Below are 25,341 nucleotides of genomic sequence, written 5' to 3' on the forward strand. Positions count from 1 at the left end.
ACAATGTTTAAAAAATTATTCGGAAAAGGCAAAGAAATCAATAAAGATATTAAAATATACGCACCGTTAACAGGTGAATATGTGAAAATTGAAGATATTCCTGACCCTGTATTTGCACAAAAAATGATGGGTGAGGGTTTTGGTATTAATCCTACAGAAGGTGAAGTCGTTGCACCAATTGAAGGCAAGGTCGACAATGTCTTCCCAACTAAGCACGCTGTAGGACTTAAAGCAGACAATGGATTAGAACTACTCGTACACATTGGTCTAGATACTGTTCAACTTGATGGTGAAAGCTTTGAAGTATTAGTCGAAAGTGGTGACACTGTGAAGGTAGGCGACCCACTTATTCGTTTTGATTTAGAATATATTAAAAATAATGCTAAATCAGTCATTTCACCAATTATTATCACAAATTCTGACCAAACTGAGTCTATTCATTTAGAAGATGTAGAAGCAGTTGTTAAAGGCGAGACTCAAGTTATTGATGTGACTGTAAGCTAATGGTTAAAAATTACTCATTCTATCAATTTGTTATGACTGTTCGTGGTCGTAAAGACGATAAAGGGGAATTAGCTGAGCAAATCTTTGATGACCTTGCATTTCCTAAACATGAAGATGACTTCAACGTCCTTTCAGAGTACATTGAAACTCAAAGTGAGTTTACTGTACCCATGTATGTCTTTGATGATTTATACGAAGAGTATACTGAATGGTTAAAATTTTAAAATTAAACAAAGTTTTTACTAATAAAAAAAGGGAGTGAACTTTGTGTTCAAACGATTAAAGTTGAATACTATTTCACTCCCACATTTTTGTTTGATTTTGTATATAAATTAAAGCCATCATTTACATATGTTAGCATGATTCTCAATTTTTCAAATTAATTTAAGATACATCTTACGACTCATGTATATGAAACATAGTTATATAATAATGAAGAGTAGTCCTCGCTTAATTTGCTTCACAGTTGGAGAAGTTGTCTATTTTATATATTTTCTAACTTCATTTTCATAAAAAAGGGAGAACTAAGAGCATATACATAATGATTAATATAAAATTAACAAGTACAAGGGATGTGATAAAGTGAGTAATGATTCAGAACGTAATGATGCACAACAACAAGACGACGAAAGTCAATCAAATTCTCAAAATAAAAACAAACAAGTGAGATTTAAACTTTGGCAGTTTCTGTTGATTCTTCTTGGAGTTATTTTAATAACAGCAGGAATCACTGTGGCCGCGACGATATTGATTAGTCATAAGATGAGCGGACTCAATAAAGATCAACGTGCAGATTTAAAAAAGATAGAATATGTATATAAGACGCTAAATAAAGATTATTATAAAAAGCAAGATTCAGATAAATTAACACAATCAGCAATTGATGGAATGGTTAAAGAATTAAAGGATCCATATTCAGAATATATGACTTCTGAGGAAACTAAACAATTCAATGAAGGTGTGTCAGGAGATTTCGTTGGTATTGGCGCAGAAATGCAGAAGAAAAATGATCAAATTAGTATTACCAGTCCAATGAAAGACTCACCAGCTGAAAAAGCAGGAATACAACCGAAAGATGTCGTAACGAAAGTTAATGGTAAATCTGTTGAAGGCAAACCATTAGACCAAGTCGTAAAACTAGTCAGAGGTAAAAAAGGTACTAAAGTAACTTTAACTATCAAACGAGGTTCTCAAGAAAAAGACATTAAAATTAAACGTGATACGATTCATGTTAAGAGTGTCGAATACGAGAAAAAAGGCAACGTTGGTGTCTTTACTATTAATAAATTCCAAAGTAATACATCTGGAGAATTAAAATCTGCAATTATCAAGGCACACAAACAAGGTGTACGTAAAATAGTATTAGATTTACGTAACAATCCAGGTGGTCTTCTAGACGAAGCTGTTAAAATGGCCAACATCTTTATTGATAAAGGAAAAACAGTTGTTCAATTAGAAAAAGGCGATGATAAGGAGCAATTGAAAACATCAAATGATTCGTTGAAACAAGCAAAAGATATGGATGTTTCTATCTTAGTAAATGATGGTTCAGCAAGTGCATCAGAAGTCTTTACAGGTGCTATGAAAGATTATCATAAAGCTAAGGTTTATGGCTCTAAAACATTTGGTAAAGGAATTGTACAAACTACACGTGAATTCGGTGATGGTTCATTACTAAAATATACTGAAATGAAATGGTTAACACCTGATGGCCATTATATTCATGGTAAAGGTATTCAACCGGACACTAAAATAGCTACACCTAAATATCAATCTCTTAACGTCATACCTAATAATAAAACTTATCATTTAGGTGACGAGAATAAGAATGTTAAAACGATGAAAATTGGACTCACAGCCTTAGGTTATAAAGTGAATAATGAGTCTAACCAATTTGATTCAGAATTAGAATCTGCAATTAAATCCTTCCAGAAAGACAATCATTTGGAAGTAACTGGAAAATTTGATAAAACGACAAATGATAAATTCACTCAAGAATTAGTTGAAAAGTCAAATAAACATGATACTGTATTAGACAAATTACTTAAAAAACTTAAGTAAGATATTGTTTGAAAAGTAAATATAGGTTTGATTAAATCTTATTTATATGACTTAAAGTACTATTAGAGAGAATGTATCGCTCATTTATTTAACACAATCTATATAATAGTTAGCGACTTTAGTTATATAAGTTTAAAATACGCCTCATTTGTTAAATTATATAAGAAATGGGGCGTATCATTTTTTTAATACTATAAAAAAGAGGTGTTTTGGCAAGATGATTAGAACAGCAACAAAAAATGATTTACCTGTAATTGAAAAACTCGTTGATGAAGCAAAAGAAAAAATGAAAGAATTTAATAATAATCAATGGGACGATAAATACCCTGTAACCGAACATTTTGAGAAAGACATCGAAACCGAAACACTTTTTGTATTGGATGTAGATAGTAAAATTTACGGTTTTATTGTTATCGACCAAACACAATCAGAGTGGTATGATGACATTGAATGGCCAGTTAATCGTGAAGGTGCTTATGTTATCCATAGATTAGCTGGATCAAAAGATTATAAAGGTGCAGCAACTGAACTTTTCCAATTTGCGGTAGATTTAACAGAGGAACATGGCATACATGTTATTCTTACTGACACGTTTGCGCTAAATAAACCCGCGCAAAATCTTTTTGAGAAATTTGGATTTACTAAAGCTGGAGAAGCAGAAATGGATTATCATCCTTTCGATAGAGGCGCACCATTTTACGCTTATTATAAAAAAATATAGGAATAGAGGTTGTAACTATGTCGAAAATTGCATTTACCGGTGGAGGAACAGTAGGACACGTATCTGTTAACTTGAGTCTTATTCCTACTGCTGTGGAAAAAGGTCATGAAGCGTTTTATATCGGTTCTAAACAAGGAATTGAAAGAGAGATGATTGAATCTCAACTACCAGATATAAAATACTATCCTATTTCTAGTGGTAAATTACGTCGTTATTTATCATTTGAAAATGCTAAAGACGTTTTTAAAGTATTAAAAGGCGTGTTAGATGCACGTAAAATTCTAAAAAAACATAAACCTGATTTATTATTTTCAAAGGGCGGATTCGTAAGCGTTCCTGTGGTCATTGCAGCCCGCTCACTAAAAATACCTACAATCATCCACGAATCTGATCTAACACCAGGACTTGCGAATAAAATCGCACTTAAATTCGCTAAAAAAATTTATACGACATTTGAAGATACACTTCAATATCTTCCTAAAGACAAAGCTGACTTTGTTGGCGCAACCGTTCGTGAGGATTTGAAACAAGGTAATAAAGAACGTGGTTATCAATTAACCGGTTTTAACACAGATAAAAAGGTCTTACTCGTCATGGGTGGTAGTCTTGGTAGTAAGAAACTCAATGAAACAATTCGTGAAAATCTAGAGGCCTTATTACATGATTATCAAATTATCCATTTAACTGGTAAAGGACTGGTTGATAACACTATTGATAAAAAAGGTTATGTTCAATATGAGTTTGTTAAAGATGATTTAACTGATTTATTAGCTATAACAGATACAGTAGTAAGTCGTGCCGGTGCAAATGCGATTTATGAATTCTTAACATTAAGAATACCTATGTTATTAATCCCATTAGGTTTAGATCAATCTCGTGGAGACCAAATAGATAACGCTAAAAACTTTTCATCGAAAGGCTATGGCCGATATACACTTGAAGATGAACTAACTCAAGTAGGTTTATTACAAGAGTTAAATGATATTGAAACAAATCGTGAAGATATCATTAAACAAATGAAAACATATAAAGAAAGTTATACTAAAGAAGATTTATTTGATAAAATTGTACATGATGCATTAAATAAGTAGGGGGCACCAAGCATGAACCGTTGGACGCGCATTTCATTACTCATTGTTTTCACACTCGTTTTTGGGATAATCGCATTTTTCCATGAATCTCGTCTAGGAAAGTGGATTGATAATGAGGTTTATGATTTTATTTATGCATCAGAGAGTTTTATCACTACATCAATTATGCTAGGTGCGACTAAAATTGGTGAAGTTTGGGCCATGTTATGTCTATCACTCACACTTGTGGCATATTTGATGTTAAAACGTTATCAAATTGAAACATTATTCTTTGCTATAGCAATGGGTCTTTCAAGCATACTTAATCCTGTCCTTAAAAATATCTTCGACAGAGAACGTCCAACACTCCTACGTTTAATTGATATTTCTGGATTTAGCTTTCCTAGTGGTCACGCAATGGGCGCAACCTCATACTTTGGAAGCATCATTTACATTTTAAATCGCCATGATTCAGGTATTTCTAAAGGTGTGTTAATAGGATTAAGTGCATTATTCATATTATTAATTTCAACATCAAGAGTCTATTTAGGCGTTCATTATCCTACTGATATTATTGCAGGTATTATTGGTGGCGCCTTTTGTATTGTACTATCGACACTTATCCTAAAGAAACAACTCGCCATATAAACCTTGCACGACAAATAATAACCTAACCACTGAAATGATTCTTAAAAAGAAGATTTCAGTGGTTTTTTTGTGTTTGAATGAGAATTTATTTATGCCTTCTTGAATGTAATTTTAATGTAAATAATATTTATCTAATATAAATATCTTTGTTTTATTTTTGAATCAATATAGACTATAAATGCTTTTATATAAGTGTTTATAGTCTTTTTGTTTTTGAAAAATAATAAACAAAAATTTTTGATTTACGAAAACTTAATTTTGAAAAAAGTTTCCTTTAATAGAAAACTCTTATACTGAATTTGCGATTACATCTTCAAAGGAGCAAAGACATGATACAAATCAAGGATTTAAACAAAGTTTATGAAAATGGTAGTCACGCAGTTAAAGATTTTAATCTAGATATTCATGACAACGAATTTGTTGTATTTGTTGGACCATCGGGATGTGGGAAGTCTACGACCTTACGTATGATAGCAGGTCTAGAAGATATTAGTAAGGGAACAATTAGCATCGACGATAAAGTGATTAATGATTTACAACCTAAAGATCGTAATATAGCTATGGTGTTTCAAAATTATGCACTTTATCCTCATATGACTGTTTATAAAAACTTAGCATTTGGATTAAAAATGCGTGGTATTAAGAAGAGAGTTTATGATAAGAAAATTCAAGATGCTGCCAAAATATTAGAAATAGAAAATCTTCTTCAACGTAAACCTAAAGCATTATCCGGAGGCCAACGTCAACGTGTAGCGTTAGGACGAGCAATAGTGAGAGACGCCCAAATCTTTTTAATGGATGAGCCACTTTCAAATTTAGATGCCAAATTAAGAAGTAACATGAGAAGCGAAATCATTAAAATACATAAAGAAATGAATGCAACAACAATCTATGTCACACATGATCAAACGGAAGCAATGACGATGGCCTCACGCATTGTGATACTAAATCAAGGTGAAATTCAACAAATTGGCACGCCAGAAGAAATCTACCGTCACCCAGTGAATGAATTTGTTGCAACATTTATAGGTAGCCCTTCGATGAATATTATCCCGTTAACTTATCATATGGACGCATGGTATTTCGACGCTCAAAAAGTTGCTGATCAATCTGTAGTACAACTTTCGTCACATTCACAATGTAGACTTGGTATTCGTCCTGAAGGTTTGCATCTCATTACTAACGATGATACGCGTGCATATCCTATTCAACTCACAAATTTAAAAATCGATTTAGTCGAATTGACGGGCTCTTACAAATTACTCCATTGTCATCATGACGATCATAAAATTGTAGCCGCTGTAGATAGTAACCTTAATTTTGAATTAGGACAAAACGTATCTTTCGGCATTCATTCGAAAGATGCACATTATTTCCATTCTGAGTCAGGTGAACGAATGAAAGAGGAGGTTGTATCGTGAGTAAAATCAAGCAACATGGAATTCAATCCACTTATCAAAAATCTTTGCTCAAAAGAATGTGGGAACATAAAGTTTTATATCTTATGATTTTACCTTGCTTACTTTTTTTCCTTATTTTCAATTATATACCTATGACAAGTCTAATTTTAGCGTTTAAAGATTTCCGTTTTGATACGGGTATTATTGGTGGTGATTGGAAAGGGCTACACTACTTCCAAAGATTCTTCACTGATTCAAGATGTGTACAAATCATTATAAATACACTTGTTATCAGTGGAATGAAGCTCATTCTAGCTCTTCCTTTTCCTATCATTTTAGCCATTATGTTTAATGAAATTAAAGATTCTAAATTAGGTAAAATCAGAGGACTATTCCAAGGAATATTATATATACCTCACTTTTTATCATGGGTCGTTGTGATAGGTATATTCAAGAAGTTACTCGCACCAGATGATGGTTTAATGAATCAACTTATTCACAAATTCGGTGGTGATGGCTCAACTTATTTTATGATGAACCCTGAATATTTCCATACCATCATGTTTTCTAGTTATATTTGGAAAAATGTCGGCTGGGACTCCATCATTTATTTTGCTGCAATCATGAGCATCAACCCTGAAATTTACGAATCAGCAGCAATAGATGGGGCGAACCGCTTCAAACAAATTATACATATTACTTTACCAATGCTCACGCCTACAATAGTTATTCTATTTATTATTTCATTAGGAGATATTTTAAAAGCTGGCTTTGATCAAATCTATTTACTCAAGACACCTGGAAATGCGAGTGTATCAGAAATATTAGACACCTTTGTAATACGCACGGGAATCGAACAGGGAGACTTCAGTTACGCCATAGCTATAGGACTTTTACAAGGTGTTATTGGTCTAATCGCGGTCGTCATTATCAATAGATTTGCCGATAAAAAACTGGATACTTCATTATATTAAGGAGAATGTACATGTTTAGAAAATCAATACTCATCTTACTTATTGCGGTAATGATACTCACATCGGCGTGTGGCAAAGATAAATCACAAGATGAAGCAAAGAGAAAAGCAGATGCCAAAGGGAAGCCAGATACATGGATTGCTGATAGAAAATTAAAAGGTTTAGTCTTCCAAAGTGATAATGATGCCTCTCCGAAGATGAATAAAGAGGTTGCTAAAGAACTAAAGAAAAAAACCGGAATCACTTTAGAATTACAGACAGTTTCAAATGAAGATTCGACTGAAGCCTTAACATCAGGTCTCGCTTCTGGTGATTTACCTGACTTCATCGTTTATTACTTAGACGATAGTGGACGCCCTGAAATGAAAGTTCTAAATAAAGCAGCTAAACAAGGTCGACTCACTGATCTTACAAAGATGCTTAAAAACACAAAAATCTATAGTAAATATTTTAAGAAAGGCTACCTTCCTAAAGATACAAAAGATAATATTATGTTCAACAAAGAAATGGATGGCACTTACCTTGTACATATGGGTATCAATCGTCATCCAGGTCAAGAAGAACGTCGCACAGTAGGAGGCCCCTACGTTCGTAAAGATATTATGGATAAACTTCATATTAAGCCTTCATCAATTAAAACTTCCGAAGATGTAGAAAAGCTAGCACAAAAAATGAAGGATCATCACTTTAAAGATGATAATGGTAAAGAAATTACACCAATTGGTCCTACAGCTTGGGGAGGCGACGATCGCACTAAATTCTACAACGACCTCGTATGGACTGGACAGTCAGATGAGAAATTTTTAAACAAAGGGAAAAAGATTGTTCACGAATCTCAAACTGATTATCCACTTAAAAGAGTAAGATATGTCAAAGAATTAATGCAAAAAGGACTCATGACGAAAGAATTTTACACAATGGAAGAGAACAAAGCGAAAGAAGGACTTGTTAATGGTTCATGGGGCATAGTTTCAGATTTACATAATTACGTCACTGAAAATCAAAACATGAAATATGTACCTCTTGGCCCACTCAATACAGTCAAAGGTAAATTTAGAGTTGAGAAACCTTATAAATCTGGTGCAAACGGATGGGCTGTCCCAAGTACGACTGAACATCCAGAGGACGTAGTTAAACTTGCTGATTTCTTAGCTAGTCGTGAAGGTAAATTATTAGGACAATATGGCATTAAAGGTCGTGATTACACATTAGATAAAAAAGGCAACCCACACGTCAAACCAGAAGTATTAAAAGAAGTCAAAAACGACCCTGACAAAGCGAAAAAACGTGGTTTCAGAGGCGCAGGTTCATACTGGGCTGATCATCTTGGTTATACAGATATAGATAATAAAGCTGACTTTGGTGAAATCGAATACGGCGATAATACTAAAACAAGCAAAACCACACCTGAAAAGATTGCTGATATGTGGCATTATGACGAACGCCAAAAGCACGCAAAAATTGTTAATGGTCTAACAGTAAAATCTTTCTTATCTAAATATGAGTATGGTGAAGATTTAGAGGTAGCACTTGATGATTATAGCGACGCAATTAAACGCGCTTATTATTCAAGAACTGACAAAGAAGCCAAGCAAATAATCGATAGTGCGAAACAACGCTTGAACGAAGCTGGTTTAAATCAGTTTGAACGTTATGTAGAAAATCAAAGAGATAAAAAAGGAACGCAAATTATTTACTAAGAGGTGTATTAGACAATGAAAATATCCCAAGATAAAAGTGCTATTGTCATTCGCATCATTTCATTAATTATCATAATAGGTTTAGTTATTACTATTATATTACCACTAATCAATATCTTTGCCTTAGCATTTAATTCCGGTGTAGATGCGCAAAAAGGTGGTATCACATTCTTTCCTCGTAAGTTTTCGCTAGATAATTTTAAAGAAATATTTAAACAAGGAACATTATTGAATGCATTGTTTATTAGTGTAGCTAAAACTGTCATAGGTACAATCTTAAGCGTGATATTAACCGCCATGGCAGCGTATGTCTTAACAATAAAAACACTGCCATTCCGAAGAATCATTTCATTCTTCTTAGTATTTACGATGTTATTTAGTGCTGGAGTAGTTCCACTATACATTTTATTAAATCAATTACATTTAACAGACACTTTCTGGGTCTATATTTTACCTTCACTCTATAGTGTTTATAACATTTTAATCATGCGTACATTTTTTAATCAGTTACCAACAAGTGTTATCGAAGCTGCGAGGGTAGATGGTTGTAATGACTTTCAAATCTTTTGGAAAATAGTCCTTCCAATGAGTAAACCGGTTGTCGCATCAATTACTTTATTTAATGCTGTGAGTCAATGGAATGACTGGTTTACAGGCGCATTCTTCGTACGCAACCCAAATTTAAAACCTTTAGCAACAGTATTACAGGATATGCTCACTAAGCAAGCCGCAATTGCTGAAGCACTTAAACAGAAATCAGGTTCTTATGCAATGTTGGATAAAGTAACAATTACTGGTGATTCTATGCAAATGGCAATGATAGTGTTGTTAACAATTCCAGTATTATTCTTGTTCCCATTTGTTCAAAAACATTTTGTAAAAGGAATCAATATAGGTTCAACTAAGGAGTAAAGGAGATTTAAAAAATGACGAAAATCCTACAATTAAGTGACTTACACATTGGCCCACATAATGACGCCAAAGATCAAAAAACATATGATTTGATTCAACATATGATGACACATTATCGTCCCGATATCACTGTATTAACTGGTGATCAAATATGGTCTGAAGGAGTCATTGATTCTGGTCGAGTTTATAAAGAACTTATCGAATATTTAAATCAATTTGATACTCAAATTGCAACAACATTTGGTAATCATGACACTGAAGGACATCTTAAACGGGGTGATTTACGCGCCATAGAAGAACAATATTCTAAAAATTATGTTCAAAAACATCATAGTTTAATTATTGATGATAAAGAAGCTTATACTATTGAAGTAAGCTCTCAAGATACACTTACACACGTTCTTTATGTGATTGACGGAGGGGATTATAACCCATTTGGCATAGGTGATTACGACTTTATCAGACCTGAGCACGTTAACTGGCTTAAAGAGACTTATGAAGCGTATCAGTCACAATACAAACGTAGCTTTCAACATAATTTACTATTTACACACATTCCTCTACAGGAATATCGAGAAGTAGAGAATATCAAGGAATTCCATGGCATATTTAATGAACCTATTGCTTGCTCAAAAATTAATTCTGGATTATTTAGTCAAATGCTATTAAATGGAGATATTGAAGGGATGTTCTGTGGTCACGATCATGATAATGATTTCACTATTAACTTATATGGAATTCGTCTAAGTTTTGGTCGCGTCGGCGGCTATAACACTTATGGTGACTTACAACGTGGTGCACGATTAATAGAATTACAACCTCATGAAATATTTAAATCGAAAGTATTAGAATTTGATGATCGTTACTAAAGGCGCATTTAGATCTTTATATGTACCTATACTTATTGAACAACTTTTCATACTTCTCATGGGGCAAGCTGACACATTAATGCTCAACAGTTATAGTACGAATGCAGTTGCAGCATCTGGAATGACGAGTCAAATATTAATGCTCATTACGTTTCTTATTACAATCATTCACGTGGGAACTAATATTCGTATTGTTCATTTAAAAGCACACCAAACATCAATGATTTCAAAAGAAATTTATCACAATCTTCTTTTCAATATCATCGTTTCGATTGTATTTACATTAGTTGTAGGTATGGTGTTTTCACCATTATTACATCTTTTTCAAGTACCTAAGGACATATTTAATCTAACTTATCAATTTGGTTTAGTTATATTGAGTGTCTTAACTTTGACCTCAACTCAAATGTATATAGGCACCGTACTTCGTGTTATGAATTATGCTGCGATTGCTACACGCATCACAGTAATTAGTAATTTGACTAATATCATTCTAAATGCTTTCGTACTTTTTATAATTCCAGATTTGGTAGGTAATCCTGTATTAGCAGTTGCTTATGCTACAGCCATTAGCCGTCTGCTTGGTTGTCTCTTAGCATTCATAGCACTTTTAAAAATTTACAGACCGAAACTGCATTACTTTAAAATTAATTTTAAAATACTTTATCAAGTTTCAACATTAGGTATACCTAGTGCTGGCGAGCAAATTTCATATAACTTTGCACAAACATTTACGACAGCATTTATAGCAATGTTAGGAACACAAGTTATTTCAGCTAAATCTGTTGCAACTGTGTTAAGTGGTTTATCTTTCAGTTGTGCGATGGCATTTAGCGCTGCATGCCAAATTTATTTAGGCCATTTTATAGCTAGACATCGCTATAGTGTACTAAAGAAAACTGTGTTAAGAAGTATATGGTTTAATGTGATTCAATCCTTAATTATCATGGTATGCGTTTTAGTAGGTTTCGTCGCTGTCGGTAGATGGCTTACACATGATGTTCAAACATACCATTTAATTATCTACTATCTAGTTATTCTTATAGGATTGGAACCGATTCGTGCAATTAATAATTTAATCGTAGATTTATTAAATGTAGCTGGGGATGTGCGTTTTCCTGTTACAGTCAATATCATAACTACTTGGTTGTTACTGTTGCCTGGAAGCTTTCTATTAGGCATTCATTTGGGGTTTGGTTACACCGGTATTATTCTAGTGAGTATTGCAGATGAAGCGCTGCGATTTATCATCATGTATTTCAGATGGCGAAATGATAAATGGCACGCACGCATGAAGCAGATAGGAGTATAGATAACAATGTACAAGAGAAAAGAACGATTAAACCTTATACGTAAACGTGTTGATCAGTACGGTGAGGTTGCTGTTAAAGATTTAGCATTATTTTTACAAGTCACACCTGAAACTGTGAGAAAAGACTTAGAAACATTAGAATATGACAAACTTATTAATCGCACGCACGGTGGGGCAGTTAAATATAATCATATTAACAAGGAGAAATCATACGCGAATAAATGGCAGAAACAATCAAATGTGAAAGAAAGAATAGCAAAAAAAGCAGCTTCACAAATTCAATCTGGAGAAATCGTGGTTATAGATGGTGGGACGACAACAGGTCGAATTCCTCAGTATTTAAATGATATTATACAAACTACTATAATCACTAATTCCCTAAAGATTGCAAATGAATTGAATCGTGCAATAGAGGAGCAACGTATTCAAGGCGAAATTATTATGCTCGCAGGTAAGACAAATACTGAGCAAGATGTAGTGAAGGGGCATTTAACAAACGAGTTATTACAACGTTTCAAATTTGATAAAGCCTTTATTTCATGTGGTTCATTTGATAAGAACGATTGTTATGAATTTGATTTAGAGGAAGCACACGTCAGTCAAATTATGATTCAACAAAGTCAATTAAGTTATTTATTAGCAGATAGTAGTAAACGAGATGCTCGTGCATCGTATCGTATTAGTGAATTTAGTGAGATTGATTATATGATTTCTGATTACGCTAAGCCACAGGATATGGAGCATTTTAATCATAAATCATGGTTACAAATTTAAAATATTAGTTAAGCTTATCGCTAAAGCGATAATATTTTTTGTAACACTTGAGGCTTTGCTCAAGTATAAGTTGCTCTAATCGCTAAAGCGATAATATCTTTTGTAACACTTGAGGCTTTGCTCAAGTATAAGTTGCTCTAATCGCTAAAGCGAAAGAGCAACTAAAAAGCAGTAAACCTCAAGTGTCAAAGGTTTACTGCTTTATTGAAACGTTGTTTCTCAACGTTAGTCTTTTACGGGCATATAAAAGGGGATAATTGAAAATGACCAATCCAATAAGAACGAAATGTATGTGGGGGGGGAATGTTCTATTCGGTATTGATAATCATTTTCAACTAGTATTATACACGATTGAGAATCATTGTCAATTAGAAATATAAACTTTTTCTATAAATTCCTTATTAATGTATAAAACCCTTGTCATAACAATGTTGGAAAGCTATCATTTTCAGCCATAACCTCATTATAATGTTTCATCAATTACAATTGATATGTGGTAAAATGAATCAAGTAAATATAGATTAATTATTAACAATTCATAACAATTAGGGATTACATCTTTTTCATTCATACTGGATTAGTTAAGATGTAGCATGAGGTGCAAATATGACAAATATTTTAATCGTAGAAGATGAGCAGAATCTTGCTCGATTTATTGAACTTGAACTTAAACATGAAGATTACAACGTTGATATAGAATATGACGGACGCACGGGTTTAGATAAAGCACTTAATAAATCATATGATCTTATTATATTGGATTTAATGTTACCTAATATTAATGGCTTAGAAATTTGTAGACAAATTCGCCAAGAACAATCAACACCTATCATCATTATTACTGCTAAAGGTGAAACATATGATAAAGTAGCCGGATTAGATTATGGTGCAGATGATTACATCGTCAAACCATTCGATATTGAAGAGTTGCTCGCTCGTATAAGAGCTATTTTACGTAGACAACCTCAGAAAAATGTTATCGATATTAACGGCATTATTATTGATAAAGATGCCTTCAAGGTGACTGTAGATGGTACTCAACTAGAACTGACGAAGACGGAGTACGATTTGTTATATGTTTTAGCTGAAAATAGAAATCACGTGATGCAGCGTGAGCAAATTTTAGACCACGTATGGGGATTTAACAGCGAAGTAGAAACAAATGTTGTTGATGTTTACATTCGATATTTACGCAATAAATTAAAGCCTTTTAATAAGGAGAAATCTATCGAAACTGTACGTGGCGTAGGATACGTGATTAGATGATCAAACGTCGTAAATTAAAATATAAATGGATGATCATAACGACACTCATTACGTTTACCACTATATTACTATTTTGCTTAATTATTATTTTTTTCTTAAAAGATACTCTTAGAAATAGCGAACTTGATGAAGCTGAGAGAAGTTCTACTGATATTGCGAATTTATTTCATTCTAAATCTTTGGCTCAAATATCAGCACTTGATTTAAATGCTTCATTAGAAAACTTTCAAGAAGTTATTATATATGATGAAAAAGGGAAGAAGTTAATTCAAACATCAAATGACAATATCGTTAATTACAATAAGAAATTTGATATGAACCATCCAGAACGTATAAACATCTATAATAGTCATGGCATTAATTACTTAGTAATCACTGAACCCATTCATTCGAAAGATTTTAATGGATACAGTGTACTAGTACATTCTCTACAAAATTATGACAATCTTGTACGTTCACTATATATAGTAGCTTTAGCATTTGGTTTAATCGCTACTGTGATAACTGCTGGAATTAGTTATATCTTCTCATCTCAAATCACAAAACCCATTGTGACAATGTCGAACAAGATGAATCAAATTAGGCGCGATGGTTTCCAAAAGAAACTAGAATTAACAACTAATTACGAAGAGACAGATAATCTTATCGTTACATTTAACGACATGATGTACCAAATTGAAGAATCATTTAACCAGCAACGACAATTTGTTGAAGACGCTTCTCACGAATTAAGAACACCTTTACAAATCATTCAAGGTCACCTCAACTTAATTCAGAGATGGGGGAAGAAAGATCCCGAAATTCTTGAAGAATCTCTAGATATTTCTATAGAGGAAGTCAATCGAATCACTAAACTTGTCGAAGAATTACTCTTATTGACTAAAGATAGTGTGAATAGTCATGTTCTTGAAGCTGAAAATGTAGACATTAACAATGAGATTCAATCACGCGTGAAGTCATTAAGACATTTACATCCTGATTACCAATTTGAAACGCACTTGTCCAATAAGCCAATACAAATGAAAATGAATAGACATCAATTTGAACAATTACTACTTATTTTCCTAGATAATGCAATGAAGTATGATACTGATAATAAATATATAATGATCAATACCTCGCTAAAGAACAAAGTCATCAGTATCGAAATTACAGACCACGGCATGGGTATTCCTAAACAAGATTTAGATTTCATTTTCGATAGATTTTACAGAGTTGATAAATCTCGTGCCCGTAGTCAGGGCGGAAATGGTTTAGGTTTATCAATCGCTGAGAAAATTGTGCAATTAAATGGTGGTACGATCCAGGTAGAAAGTGAAGTTCAAAAATTTACGACATTTAAGATTAATTTCCCTTTATAAAGTAAGGTTAGAATCGTATGAATTTAAAAGAAATTAGAGAATTTAGATTGCTAAAAATTGGTATAAAATACAACTTCAAATACGCAACTCAATGCAATTTTCAAAATAACGCAGAACCGATCTATATTTGGTTCTGCTTTTTGTATATTAATAGGTAAATGCACTTTAACAAAATTTGAAATAATGCTATTATTATCTTGTAAGCGTTTCAACATTTTTGTGGAGGGTGTAAAAATGACTAAGGACAAAAAAGAAGTTACAGAGGCACCTGTAAACTTCGGTGCAAATCTCGGTTTAATGCTAGATTTGTATGATGATTACCTACAAGATCCATCATCAGTTCCAGAAGATTTACAAGTCTTATTTAGTACAATTAAAACAGGTGAAGCTCATGTCGAGGCTAAACCGGCCACTGGAGGAAGTGGTTCACAAGCGGGAGATAGCACTATTAAACGTGTAATGCGCTTAATTGATAACATTCGACAATACGGACATTTAAAAGCAGGCATATATCCAGTTAATCCTCCAGAGCGTAAACATGTCCCTAAATTAGGAATTGAAGATTTTGATTTAGATCAACAAACTTTGGAACAAATATCAGCTGGTATTGTATCAGAACACTTTGAAGATATTTATGACAATGCCTATGAAGCGATTGTTCGTATGGAAAAACGCTATAAAGGACCAATTGCTTTTGAGTACACTCACATTAATAACAACAAAGAGCGAGTTTGGTTGAAAAGACGTATCGAAACGCCTTATAAAGCGAATTTAAACAATAATCAGAAAAAAGAACTTTTCAAAAAATTAGCACATGTTGAAGGATTTGAAAAATACTTACACAAAAACTTTGTAGGTGCAAAACGTTTCTCAATTGAAGGGGTAGACACGTTAGTACCAATGCTTCAGCATACAATTACTTTAGCGGGTAACGAGGGAATTAAAAATATACAAATCGGTATGGCTCACCGTGGTCGTTTAAACGTATTAACTCACGTACTTGAGAAACCATACGAAATGATGATTTCAGAATTCATGCATACAGATCCGATGAAATTCTTACCAGAAGACGGTAGCTTAGAACTTACTTCAGGTTGGACTGGAGACGTAAAATATCACTTAGGTGGCGTGAAGACAACAGATTCTTATGGCACTGAACAACGTATTTCTTTAGCTAACAACCCAAGTCACTTGGAAATTGTTGCTCCAGTTGTTGAAGGTAGAACACGTGCTGCACAAGATGAGACGCATCAAGCAGGTTCTCCTTCAACTGATTTCCATAAAGCCATGCCAATTATCATTCATGGTGATGCTGCTTACCCAGGACAAGGTATTAACTTTGAAACAATGAACTTAGGTAGCTTAAAAGGGTATACTACTGGTGGTTCATTACACATTATTACTAATAATAGAATTGGCTTCACAACTGAACCTACTGACGGCCGTTCAACAACATATTCTACTGACGTTGCAAAAGGGTACGATGTTCCAATCTTGCACGTTAATGCAGATGATGTTGAAGCAACAATTGAAGCGATTGATATCGCTATGGAATTCCGTAAAGAGTTCCATAAAGATGTTGTTATCGATTTAGTTGGTTATCGTCGTTATGGTCATAATGAAATGGATGAGCCTTCAATTACAAACCCAGTTCCTTACCATAATATTCGTAAACATGAATCAGTTGAATTACTTTATGGTAAAAAGTTAGTTGAAGACGGCATCATTTCTGAAGACGAAATGAATGACGTTATTGATAGTGTTCAAAAAGAAATGCGTGCAGCGCATGATAAAATTGATAAGTCTGATAAGATGGATAATCCAGACATGGAAAAACCTGAGTCACTTCAATTGCCATTGCAAAGTGATGACAAAGACTTCTCATTTGATCACTTAAAAGAGATTAATGACGCTATGCTAACTTATCCTGAAGATTTCCACGTTCTTAAAAAATTGAACAAAGTACTTGAAAAACGTAGAGAACCATTTGAAAAAGAAGGCGGCTTAGTTGATTGGGCTCAAGCAGAACAACTTGCCTTTGCAACTATTTTACAAGATGGCACTTCAATTCGTTTAACTGGTCAAGATAGTGAACGTGGTACTTTCAGTCATAGACACGCTGTGTTGCATGATGAAGAGAATGGCGACACATACACTCCATTACATCATGTCCCAAATCAGCAAGCGACGTTTGAAATTCACAACTCACCGCTTTCAGAAGCAGCAGTTGTTGGGTTCGAATATGGCTATAATGTTGAAAATAAAAATAGCTTTAACATTTGGGAAGCACAATACGGCGACTTCTCTAACATGGCACAAATGATTTTTGATAACTTCTTATCTAGTTCTCGTGCCAAATGGGGAGAACGTTCAGGCTTAACATTATTCTTACCTCATTCATATGAAGGTCAAGGTGCTGAACACTCTTCAGCTCGTTTAGAGAGATTCTTACAACTTGCCGCTGAAAATAATAGCACAGTAGTGAACTTATCTAGCTCAAGTAACTACTTCCACTTATTACGTGCTCAATCAGCAAGTCTTGATTCTCAAGAAATGAGACCATTAATCGTCATGTCACCGAAAAGTTTATTACGTAATAAAACTGTTGCTAAACCTATCGATGAATTTACTTCTGGTGGTTTCAAACCTATTATCACCGAAGAACATGATGCAGAAAAAGTTAAGAAAGTGATTTTAGCTTCAGGTAAAATGTTTATAGACTTAAAAGAACATTTAGAGAAAAATCCAGACGAATCTACTTTAATTGTTGCAGTTGAGAGATTATATCCATTCCCTGAAGAAGAAATTCAAGAAGTACTTGAATCATTACCAAATCTTGAAGAAGTATCATGGGTTCAAGAAGAGCCTAAAAACCAAGGTGCATGGTTATTCGTTTATCCTTATCTTAGAGCACTTGTTGCTGATAGATATGACCTTAGCTATCATGGTAGAATACAAAGGGCAGCACCTGCTGAAGGTGATGGAGAAATTCATAAACTTGTTCAAAACAGAATTATTGAAAGTAGCATTAATAATTAACTAGGGGGAAATAAAGTATGCCAGAGGTAAAAGTTCCAGAATTAGCTGAATCAATCACAGAAGGTACCATTGCAGAATGGTTAAAAAACGTTGGAGATAGCGTCGATAAAGGTGAAGCTATCTTAGAATTAGAAACAGATAAAGTTAACGTTGAAGTAGTTTCAGAGGAAGCAGGCGTACTATCTGAACAATTAGCTGAAGAAGGAGATACAGTTGAAGTAGGTCAAGCTGTAGCGATAGTTGGTGAAGGCAGTGGTAACGCATCAAGTGGTTCTTCAAATGAAACTCCACAAAAAGAAGAATCTAAAGATGCTAGTGAATCTCAAGATAAATCACAACAATCACAATCATCTTCAGATAATAAACAAGACGATCAAGATAGCAGTAATCAACGTGTAAATGCTACACCTTCTGCTCGTCGTCATGCACGCGAAAACGGTGTTAATTTAAGCGAAGTTTCTGGTAAAGGAAATGACGTTTTAAGAAAAGACGACGTTGATAACAGTCAAAAACAAGCTAGCCAACCATCTCAAAGCGAAAGCAAATCACAAGATAGTGGCTCTAAAAAATCTAACGATAATCCGTCTAAGCCAGTAATACGTGAGAAAATGTCTCGTCGTAAGAAAACTGCTGCTAAAAAATTATTAGAAGTGTCAAACCAAACAGCAATGTTAACTACATTCAATGAAGTTGACATGACTAATGTTATGGAATTACGTAAACGTAAAAAAGAACAATTTATGAAGGATCATGACGGTACTAAACTTGGTTTCATGTCATTCTTCACTAAAGCAGCAGTCGCAGCGCTTAAGAAATATCCAGAAGTTAACGCTGAAATTGACGGCGAAGATATGATTACAAAACAATTCTATGATATCGGTATTGCCGTATCTACTGATGATGGTTTATTAGTACCATTCGTTAGAGATTGTGATAAGAAAAACTTTGCTGAAATTGAACAAGAAATTGCGAACTTAGCAGTTAAAGCACGTGATAAAAAATTAGGCCTAGACGATATGGTTAATGGTTCATTTACTATCACTAATGGTGGAATCTTCGGTTCAATGATGAGTACACCAATTATCAACGGTAGCCAAGCTGCTATCTTAGGTATGCACTCAATCATTACTCGACCAATTGCAATTGACAAAGATACTATCGAAAATCGTCCAATGATGTACTTAGCGTTAAGCTATGACCACAGAATCATTGATGGTAAAGAAGCAGTTGGATTCTTAAAAACAATCAAAGAATTAATTGAAAATCCAGAAGATTTACTACTAGAATCATAATTCTGAACTTAATACAATCTATTAATACTCATACAACGGTGTTTGACACCGTTGTATTTTTTTAGCTATTTTATATTTCATTTCGCGTTTTACTTCAACATAGAATAAAAGTTTAGCATTTCAAAATATAATTATAGTATCAGACTAATTTAAGCGATAGAATTATATGAAACTATAACTTATGAGGTGATCATTTTGGAGTTAATGTATAAAAATTTTTATAAGTTTTCTAAAGATCATGAGAACGAATATCAGAAAAGATTAGAATCACCTAATGTGGAAGTTTTAGATCTTAAAATTAAGCCCTATAAACATAATGAATACTTTAATTTATATTATGTTCCTACATCAGAAATAATAAATTTAGTTTCTTCGATTGAAAAGAATAACTCGAATTTCACTAATTTACTTAACACTTTACCGAATGTAGCTACTGAGTCACTACATCGAGATATCATCGTTAATGAATTGTATTCCACTAATCAAATAGATGGTATTAAAAGTAATAAACAAGAAATTGTGAGAAGTATGAGAGAATTTAAGGCAAATCCTAAAAAAGATATAAGATTTAAAAATATGTTAAATTCTTATTTTGGTATATTATATGGTAAAAATAACCTTCCCGAAGTACCAAAAGATATTAAAACTATTTATGAGATGATTGCAGATGAAGAAGTCAATCCTGAAGATGAACCCGATGGCGAGTTATTTAGAAATAATTCAGTGAGTGTTGTTACCTCTACAAATAAAGTTATTCATGAAGGTATTACTCCGCATAGTAAAATTGTAAATCACATGCAATCATTATTAAATTTCTTAAATATGCCTAATAGAATCATTCCTATTATAATAATTGCTATATCACATTATTATTTTGGTTATATTCATCCGTTTTACGATGGAAATGGACGTACATCACGCTTTATGAATAGTTTGTACTTAAGCAAAGAATATGATGAGTTAACAGCAATTTCACTATCAAGCATGATAGAAAATAATAAAAAAACATACTATGATATGTTTGACAAAACGAATAGTGTAATAAATAAAGGCGAACTCAATTACTTTATTAACAACTTTTTAAGCTTTATTAAAGAGGGGCAAGAAAATTTGATTGAAGATTTAGAAATTAAAAAAACTCAATTAGACTACGCTAACAAAAATTAATGGAGACTCTAAACTAACAACTTTATCTGAAAAACATAAAATTATAATGTTCATTCTTGCTCAAATTCAATATTTTTCTTCAGAGGATTATATAACGGTACAAGAGCTTTCAAAATATTTAAATACTACGAGTCAAACAACAAGAAAGTTATTAAATGATTTAATTTTTGTAAATATTGTTGAAAAAATAGGGGAACGTCCTGTAATGTATAAAGCCATTGAGGGATATTTCTAATTAAATTGCATACTTTGTTTTGGTTGTACAACGTCGTTAACCGTCGTTGTATTTTTTACTTGAATATAACTCAAGTATGATTTAGTTTATTATGTTTAATGCTAAGATATATAGAAATAAAGATAAGTCACAATTATTGGGAGTTTAATATGTCTTATAACATAATAGAAGGGCATCATATAAATAAGAAGATAAATAATCATATGATTATCCATAATATTAATTTCAATATTCCTAAGAATTCAATAACTTTAATCGAGGGACATAATGGTTCTGGAAAAAGTATCACGTTAAAAATAATTACTGGATTAATTAATCATTATGAAGGATCATTATTCATTTCGGGAAGTGTCAGTTATGCAATAGATGTTTTTCCTGGAAACTTAAATTTAACTATCAGGGAATATTTGAGATTCTTATCAAAATTTAACTCATATAAACAGTCAAGAAAGCAAGTTTATTATTTTATCGAACATTTAAATCTTACTCCATTTTTAAATCGTAAATTAAAAGACTGTTCTAAAGGTACTAAGCAGAAAGTAAATATTATACAATGCCTCACTAAAAGTGCAGACATATATATATTAGATGAACCATTTTCTGGATTAGATCAAGAGACAACAGATTTTCTATTAAAATATTTAGCTGAGTTAAAATTATTTGCTACTGTTATCATGACTTCTCATGAATTTCATCATCACAACCATATCATCACTCATACGTTGAATATTGAGACCGGTAAATTTCGTAATCTCAAAGTAGAAAATAATCTTTCTAATACTTCTGCTAAAGTTATAGTCATTAACTATGACTCAAATATTACTAAACGCTTAACTAATTATAAAAATATTACAAACATTAATACTGAAAACAATAAGGTGTATATAAAAACGCATCAGCAACATTTAAATGAATTGCTAATGCAATTAATTACTCATCAGTGCGAGATCATTGAAATTAAGGATGTGAACCACTTTTGATTGCTTTTATACAATATCAGTTTAAAAATTACTTGCGCTCATACCAATTTATACCTCCAATGATGATTTTTGTAATTTGGATTATTCTTCAATATTTATATAATGAACAACCTATATTATCTAGCTATGCATCTAGCTGTTTAGGATTATTTATCATTACATGTTGGTTAACATTAAATATATTAAATTTAGAGTCATTAAATGAAAAATACTTATTATTTATACAACTAGAATCTAAACTCAAATATCTCATAGCTAAATGGTTATTTATATTTTTAATTAATTGTGTATTAATTGTATTTTCAATAATATATCCGTTACTATTAGGCAGTTTCAAAAATCACATTTCTTTTAAACAGGGTGTATTAGCCATACTTTTGCATCTTATTGTATGTATGATGTGTATTTTAATTTCTACTTTAATTAAAAATCTTAATGTAATTTCTAAAAAATACATGTGGTTGCTTATTAGTCTAATTGGAGTCGTAAGTATATTACGTCCGATTTTAATACAATCATATCCATTTATTAAATATATTTTATGGCTCATACCACCAATAGGTGATTTAATAAAGTTGTATCATTCTGACAACCCCAATTATGATGTGCTTTTATTACTAACTTTATGGACGTTAATATACATTATCATTTTATTCATACTCAATCTCATCATCTTTTCTAAATTAGATCAAAAACAAACGTCCTAACCAAATAGGTTAGGACGCTATTATTAATTATCGAGCTAGGAATATGATTTCAATAATTGCAAGAATGACACAAACAATAAATGCAATTGTGAAATATTTAAAACTAGGCTTCTGCTTATTATTTAAATTAGTAAATACCTGTATACCTGAATAAACAGCTATTAAAACTGTAATCGCAAATATTATCCACAAATTAGACATATGTACGCCTCCTTATACATGTCTTTTATTATATTTTAATATATACAAATATTTTATCCAATGCGAAATGATAACTTTCAAATTAATGACAACACTGAATCATAAATTAACTCAAATAGAATGAGGGTTCATCATATTCATTCACATTAAAATACGTTATAATAAGGATTGTAAAGACAAAAACTAGGGGTGTCAGTTTATGAGCGGACTTAGAAGTGTCACTATAGGAACAAGTGACCTGTCTAAAACGAAAGAACTTTTTGGAAATATTATAGGATTACAATATTCCGATAAAAATGAAAATGCTTTAAGATTTGGAGATGCTAACTTAAGTCCAGGTACTCGCATTCACTTTGTTGAAATACCTAATAAGGACTATAGCAATCAACATATTGATAGCATAGGACTACGTACACCATCTGATTTAGGGCTAGATGAGCATCAAAACATACTTTCAAATCATAATATTAATTATAGCTCATTTACTGAACTCAATGGCAATAAACATTTTAGTTTTGAAGATGATAATCATCAAACTTATGATATCTACTCCAATGAACACAATACTGGAGTCGGGCTAGGTATGCCATCTTTTGATAGTTCTGTAAATCCTCTTCACCAAATTCAAGGTTTAGGACCAGTTATTCTTAAAGTCAATGAATTATCAATCACTACATCAATTTTAACGAGAGTATTTGGATTAGATTTATTTGCTGAATATTTACCAAGTGAAGATGCTAATGAAAATATCCAAGTTTTCAAAATTGGAGAAGGTGGCTTAGGCGGAGAATTACACCTATACCAAGCACATGAGGAAATACAACTTTCAGAGTATGGACCAGTTGAACAAGTTGAATTTTCTACACATCACCGAAATGAATTTGTTCAAGCCAAAGAACAATTAGATGAAATAGGAATACCATATCAAACTTTGGAACAAGAGGAATCTGAATCGTTAAGAATCACCGAAAGTAGTGGTATTTCATTTATTTTCACCCTTGAAAAGTAAATCATTTTTAAATAGAGGAAGGTTATACAATGTTACATGAAACTTGGAAAGAACGTACACCTATTAAAAAGGTAGAAGTTACGAATACAGATGCGAAGAAATTTACAGTTGCTGATATGCTGACTGTAGGTAAACAATATGATGTTGTTAATGAAACCGAAGAGTATTATCAAATCGTTGATAATTCTGGTTTAGTAGGTGGCTATTATAAAGATTACTTCAAAGAAGTTTAAGTTTTATTACGTAAAGTAACAGTACGTGTATTTAATTATTAATAAGACTAAGACAGGTCAATAATGACTTAATTGTCTTAGTCTCTTTTTATACATAAAGGACGGGAAATTATGACTAAATCAATTTATAAAAATTCTGATGAATCAGTATTTAAAGATGCGAAAGTTCTATTTGAATTAAATAAGAATATTTTACTTAAGGGGCCTACAGGTTCAGGAAAAACAAAACTTGCTGAAACGTTAAGCGATGAAGTTAGACGTCCAATGCATCAGGTTAACTGTTCTGTCGATTTAGATACTGAAAGTTTGCTTGGATTCAAGACAATTCAAACTAACGAAGAGGGGCAACAAGAAATTGTCTTCATTGATGGGCCTGTAATTAAAGCTATGAAACAAGGACACATTTTATATATCGATGAAATTAATATGGCTAAACCAGAAACGCTTCCGATTCTTAATGGTGTCTTAGACTATCGCCGTCAAATTACTAATCCATATACAGGTGAGGTCATTAAAGCTGCACCTGGCTTCAATGTGATAGCAGCAATTAATGAAGGTTACGTAGGCACATTACCAATGAATGAGGCACTTAAAAACCGTTTTATCGTTATAGAAGTAGATTATATAGATGGAGATATTTTAAAGACTGTTATAAAAGAACAAAGTCGATTACAGGATGACAAAGTAATTGAACAAATCATTAAATTTAATGAGGACTTAAGAACAATGACTAAACAAGGACAAATTTCTGAGGAAGCTGCTAGTATTCGTGCCCTCATAGATTTAAGTGATTTAGCTACAGTGATTCCAATCGAACGTGCAATTAAAAGAACAATTATCGATAAATTAGAAGATGAGCGTGAACAACAAGCAATTATTAATGCGATTGAGTTAAATTTTTAAAGA

25 protein-coding genes and 1 pseudogene are annotated in these 25,341 nt (G+C 32.6%); 25 read left to right on the forward strand and 1 reads right to left on the reverse strand.

The features are described 5' to 3' along the window. Positions 1-3 precede the first annotated feature (3 nt). The 22 genes and pseudogenes from MHI13_RS12775 (at position 4) to MHI13_RS12880 (ending at position 22,992) form a co-directional block, all read left to right on the forward strand. Entirely contained in the window at positions 4-504 is a 501-nt protein-coding gene (locus MHI13_RS12775) for a PTS sugar transporter subunit IIA (RefSeq protein ID WP_002433657.1), read from the forward strand. Next, on the forward strand, positions 504-728 hold the full coding sequence (locus MHI13_RS12780) for a YozE family protein (RefSeq protein ID WP_002433965.1): 225 nt from the start codon (positions 504-506) through the stop codon (positions 726-728). The genes MHI13_RS12775 and MHI13_RS12780 overlap by 1 nt, the downstream gene beginning before the upstream one ends. Before the next feature lie 358 nt (positions 729-1,086). Then, the gene (locus tag MHI13_RS12785; protein ID WP_002433935.1) at positions 1,087-2,565 is read left to right on the forward strand and encodes a S41 family peptidase; all 1,479 of its coding nucleotides are present in this window, start codon (positions 1,087-1,089) and stop codon (positions 2,563-2,565) included. Between the two features lie 217 nt (positions 2,566-2,782). Further along, a complete protein-coding gene (locus MHI13_RS12790; protein WP_002433955.1) occupies positions 2,783-3,286 on the forward strand; it encodes a GNAT family N-acetyltransferase in 504 nt (167 codons plus the stop codon). Between the two features lie 17 nt (positions 3,287-3,303). After that, positions 3,304-4,377 carry an undecaprenyldiphospho-muramoylpentapeptide beta-N-acetylglucosaminyltransferase gene (locus MHI13_RS12795; RefSeq protein ID WP_002433989.1) on the forward strand — a complete coding sequence of 358 codons (1,074 nt, stop codon included), beginning with the start codon at positions 3,304-3,306 and terminating at the stop codon, positions 4,375-4,377. Positions 4,378-4,389: 12 nt separating this feature from the next. Beyond that, positions 4,390-5,004: a phosphatase PAP2 family protein gene (locus MHI13_RS12800; protein WP_002433679.1), complete on the forward strand. Its 615-nt coding sequence runs from the start codon at positions 4,390-4,392 to the stop codon at positions 5,002-5,004. 329 nt (positions 5,005-5,333) lie between these two features. After that, entirely contained in the window at positions 5,334-6,425 is a 1,092-nt protein-coding gene (locus MHI13_RS12805) for an ABC transporter ATP-binding protein (protein ID WP_064210099.1), read from the forward strand. Positions 6,426-6,481: 56 nt separating this feature from the next. Then, positions 6,482-7,378, forward strand: coding sequence for an ABC transporter permease (locus tag MHI13_RS12810; protein WP_211181649.1), 897 nt, complete (start codon positions 6,482-6,484; stop codon positions 7,376-7,378). Positions 7,379-7,389: 11 nt separating this feature from the next. Further along, a complete protein-coding gene (locus tag MHI13_RS12815; protein WP_002433660.1) occupies positions 7,390-9,078 on the forward strand; it encodes an extracellular solute-binding protein in 1,689 nt (562 codons plus the stop codon). A gap of 15 nt (positions 9,079-9,093) precedes the next feature. Then, on the forward strand, positions 9,094-9,990 hold the full coding sequence (locus tag MHI13_RS12820; protein ID WP_002433538.1) for a carbohydrate ABC transporter permease: 897 nt from the start codon (positions 9,094-9,096) through the stop codon (positions 9,988-9,990). A gap of 14 nt (positions 9,991-10,004) precedes the next feature. Further along, on the forward strand, positions 10,005-10,859 hold the full coding sequence (locus MHI13_RS12825) for a metallophosphoesterase family protein (RefSeq protein WP_002433695.1): 855 nt from the start codon (positions 10,005-10,007) through the stop codon (positions 10,857-10,859). Continuing rightward, positions 10,846-12,171: an MATE family efflux transporter gene (locus MHI13_RS12830; protein WP_064210098.1), complete on the forward strand. Its 1,326-nt coding sequence runs from the start codon at positions 10,846-10,848 to the stop codon at positions 12,169-12,171. Before MHI13_RS12825 ends, MHI13_RS12830 begins: the two co-directional genes overlap by 14 nt. Positions 12,172-12,177: 6 nt before the next feature. Next, on the forward strand, positions 12,178-12,945 hold the full coding sequence (locus MHI13_RS12835; protein WP_064210097.1) for a DeoR/GlpR family DNA-binding transcription regulator: 768 nt from the start codon (positions 12,178-12,180) through the stop codon (positions 12,943-12,945). Between the two features lie 263 nt (positions 12,946-13,208). After that, positions 13,209-13,319: pseudogene (locus MHI13_RS12840) on the forward strand (hypothetical protein); the annotation flags it as partial. A 232-nt stretch (positions 13,320-13,551) separates the two neighbouring features. After that, a complete protein-coding gene (locus tag MHI13_RS12845) occupies positions 13,552-14,211 on the forward strand; it encodes a response regulator transcription factor (protein ID WP_002433827.1) in 660 nt (219 codons plus the stop codon). After that, positions 14,208-15,572, forward strand: a complete 1,365-nt coding sequence (locus tag MHI13_RS12850; protein ID WP_064210096.1) for a HAMP domain-containing sensor histidine kinase — start codon at positions 14,208-14,210, stop codon at positions 15,570-15,572. Before MHI13_RS12845 ends, MHI13_RS12850 begins: the two co-directional genes overlap by 4 nt. A 234-nt stretch (positions 15,573-15,806) precedes the next feature. Beyond that, complete coding sequence (locus MHI13_RS12855) at positions 15,807-18,611, forward strand: 2-oxoglutarate dehydrogenase E1 component (RefSeq protein WP_064210095.1); 2,805 nt, start codon at positions 15,807-15,809, stop codon at positions 18,609-18,611. Between the two features lie 17 nt (positions 18,612-18,628). After that, positions 18,629-19,903 carry a dihydrolipoyllysine-residue succinyltransferase gene (sucB, locus tag MHI13_RS12860; RefSeq protein ID WP_064210094.1) on the forward strand — a complete coding sequence of 425 codons (1,275 nt, stop codon included), beginning with the start codon at positions 18,629-18,631 and terminating at the stop codon, positions 19,901-19,903. A gap of 204 nt (positions 19,904-20,107) precedes the next feature. Further along, positions 20,108-21,070, forward strand: coding sequence for a Fic family protein (locus MHI13_RS12865; RefSeq protein WP_241497413.1), 963 nt, complete (start codon positions 20,108-20,110; stop codon positions 21,068-21,070). A gap of 46 nt (positions 21,071-21,116) precedes the next feature. Further along, positions 21,117-21,305, forward strand: coding sequence for a hypothetical protein (locus MHI13_RS12870; RefSeq protein ID WP_340761194.1), 189 nt, complete (start codon positions 21,117-21,119; stop codon positions 21,303-21,305). A gap of 149 nt (positions 21,306-21,454) precedes the next feature. Then, positions 21,455-22,285, forward strand: coding sequence for an ATP-binding cassette domain-containing protein (locus MHI13_RS12875; protein ID WP_064210093.1), 831 nt, complete (start codon positions 21,455-21,457; stop codon positions 22,283-22,285). A gap of 59 nt (positions 22,286-22,344) precedes the next feature. Next, the gene (locus MHI13_RS12880) at positions 22,345-22,992 is read left to right on the forward strand and encodes a hypothetical protein (protein ID WP_340761197.1); all 648 of its coding nucleotides are present in this window, start codon (positions 22,345-22,347) and stop codon (positions 22,990-22,992) included. Positions 22,993-23,019: 27 nt separating this feature from the next. Here MHI13_RS12880 and MHI13_RS12885 read toward each other — a convergent pair whose 3' ends face one another. Then, positions 23,020-23,193 carry a hypothetical protein gene (locus MHI13_RS12885; RefSeq protein WP_064210091.1) on the reverse strand — a complete coding sequence of 58 codons (174 nt, stop codon included), beginning with the start codon at positions 23,191-23,193 and terminating at the stop codon, positions 23,020-23,022. A 199-nt stretch (positions 23,194-23,392) separates the two neighbouring features. Between MHI13_RS12885 and MHI13_RS12890 the strand changes: the two genes are divergently transcribed. From MHI13_RS12890 to MHI13_RS12900, 3 genes are all read left to right on the forward strand, one after another. After that, complete coding sequence (locus MHI13_RS12890) at positions 23,393-24,202, forward strand: VOC family protein (protein WP_064210090.1); 810 nt, start codon at positions 23,393-23,395, stop codon at positions 24,200-24,202. A 29-nt stretch (positions 24,203-24,231) separates the two neighbouring features. Beyond that, complete coding sequence (locus tag MHI13_RS12895) at positions 24,232-24,435, forward strand: DUF6501 family protein (protein WP_002453229.1); 204 nt, start codon at positions 24,232-24,234, stop codon at positions 24,433-24,435. 111 nt (positions 24,436-24,546) lie between these two features. Further along, the gene (locus MHI13_RS12900; protein WP_023350286.1) at positions 24,547-25,338 is read left to right on the forward strand and encodes an ATP-binding protein; all 792 of its coding nucleotides are present in this window, start codon (positions 24,547-24,549) and stop codon (positions 25,336-25,338) included. The last annotated feature ends 3 nt before the right edge of the window (positions 25,339-25,341 follow it).

This window comes from Staphylococcus sp. FSL K6-0223 (assembly GCF_038008285.1).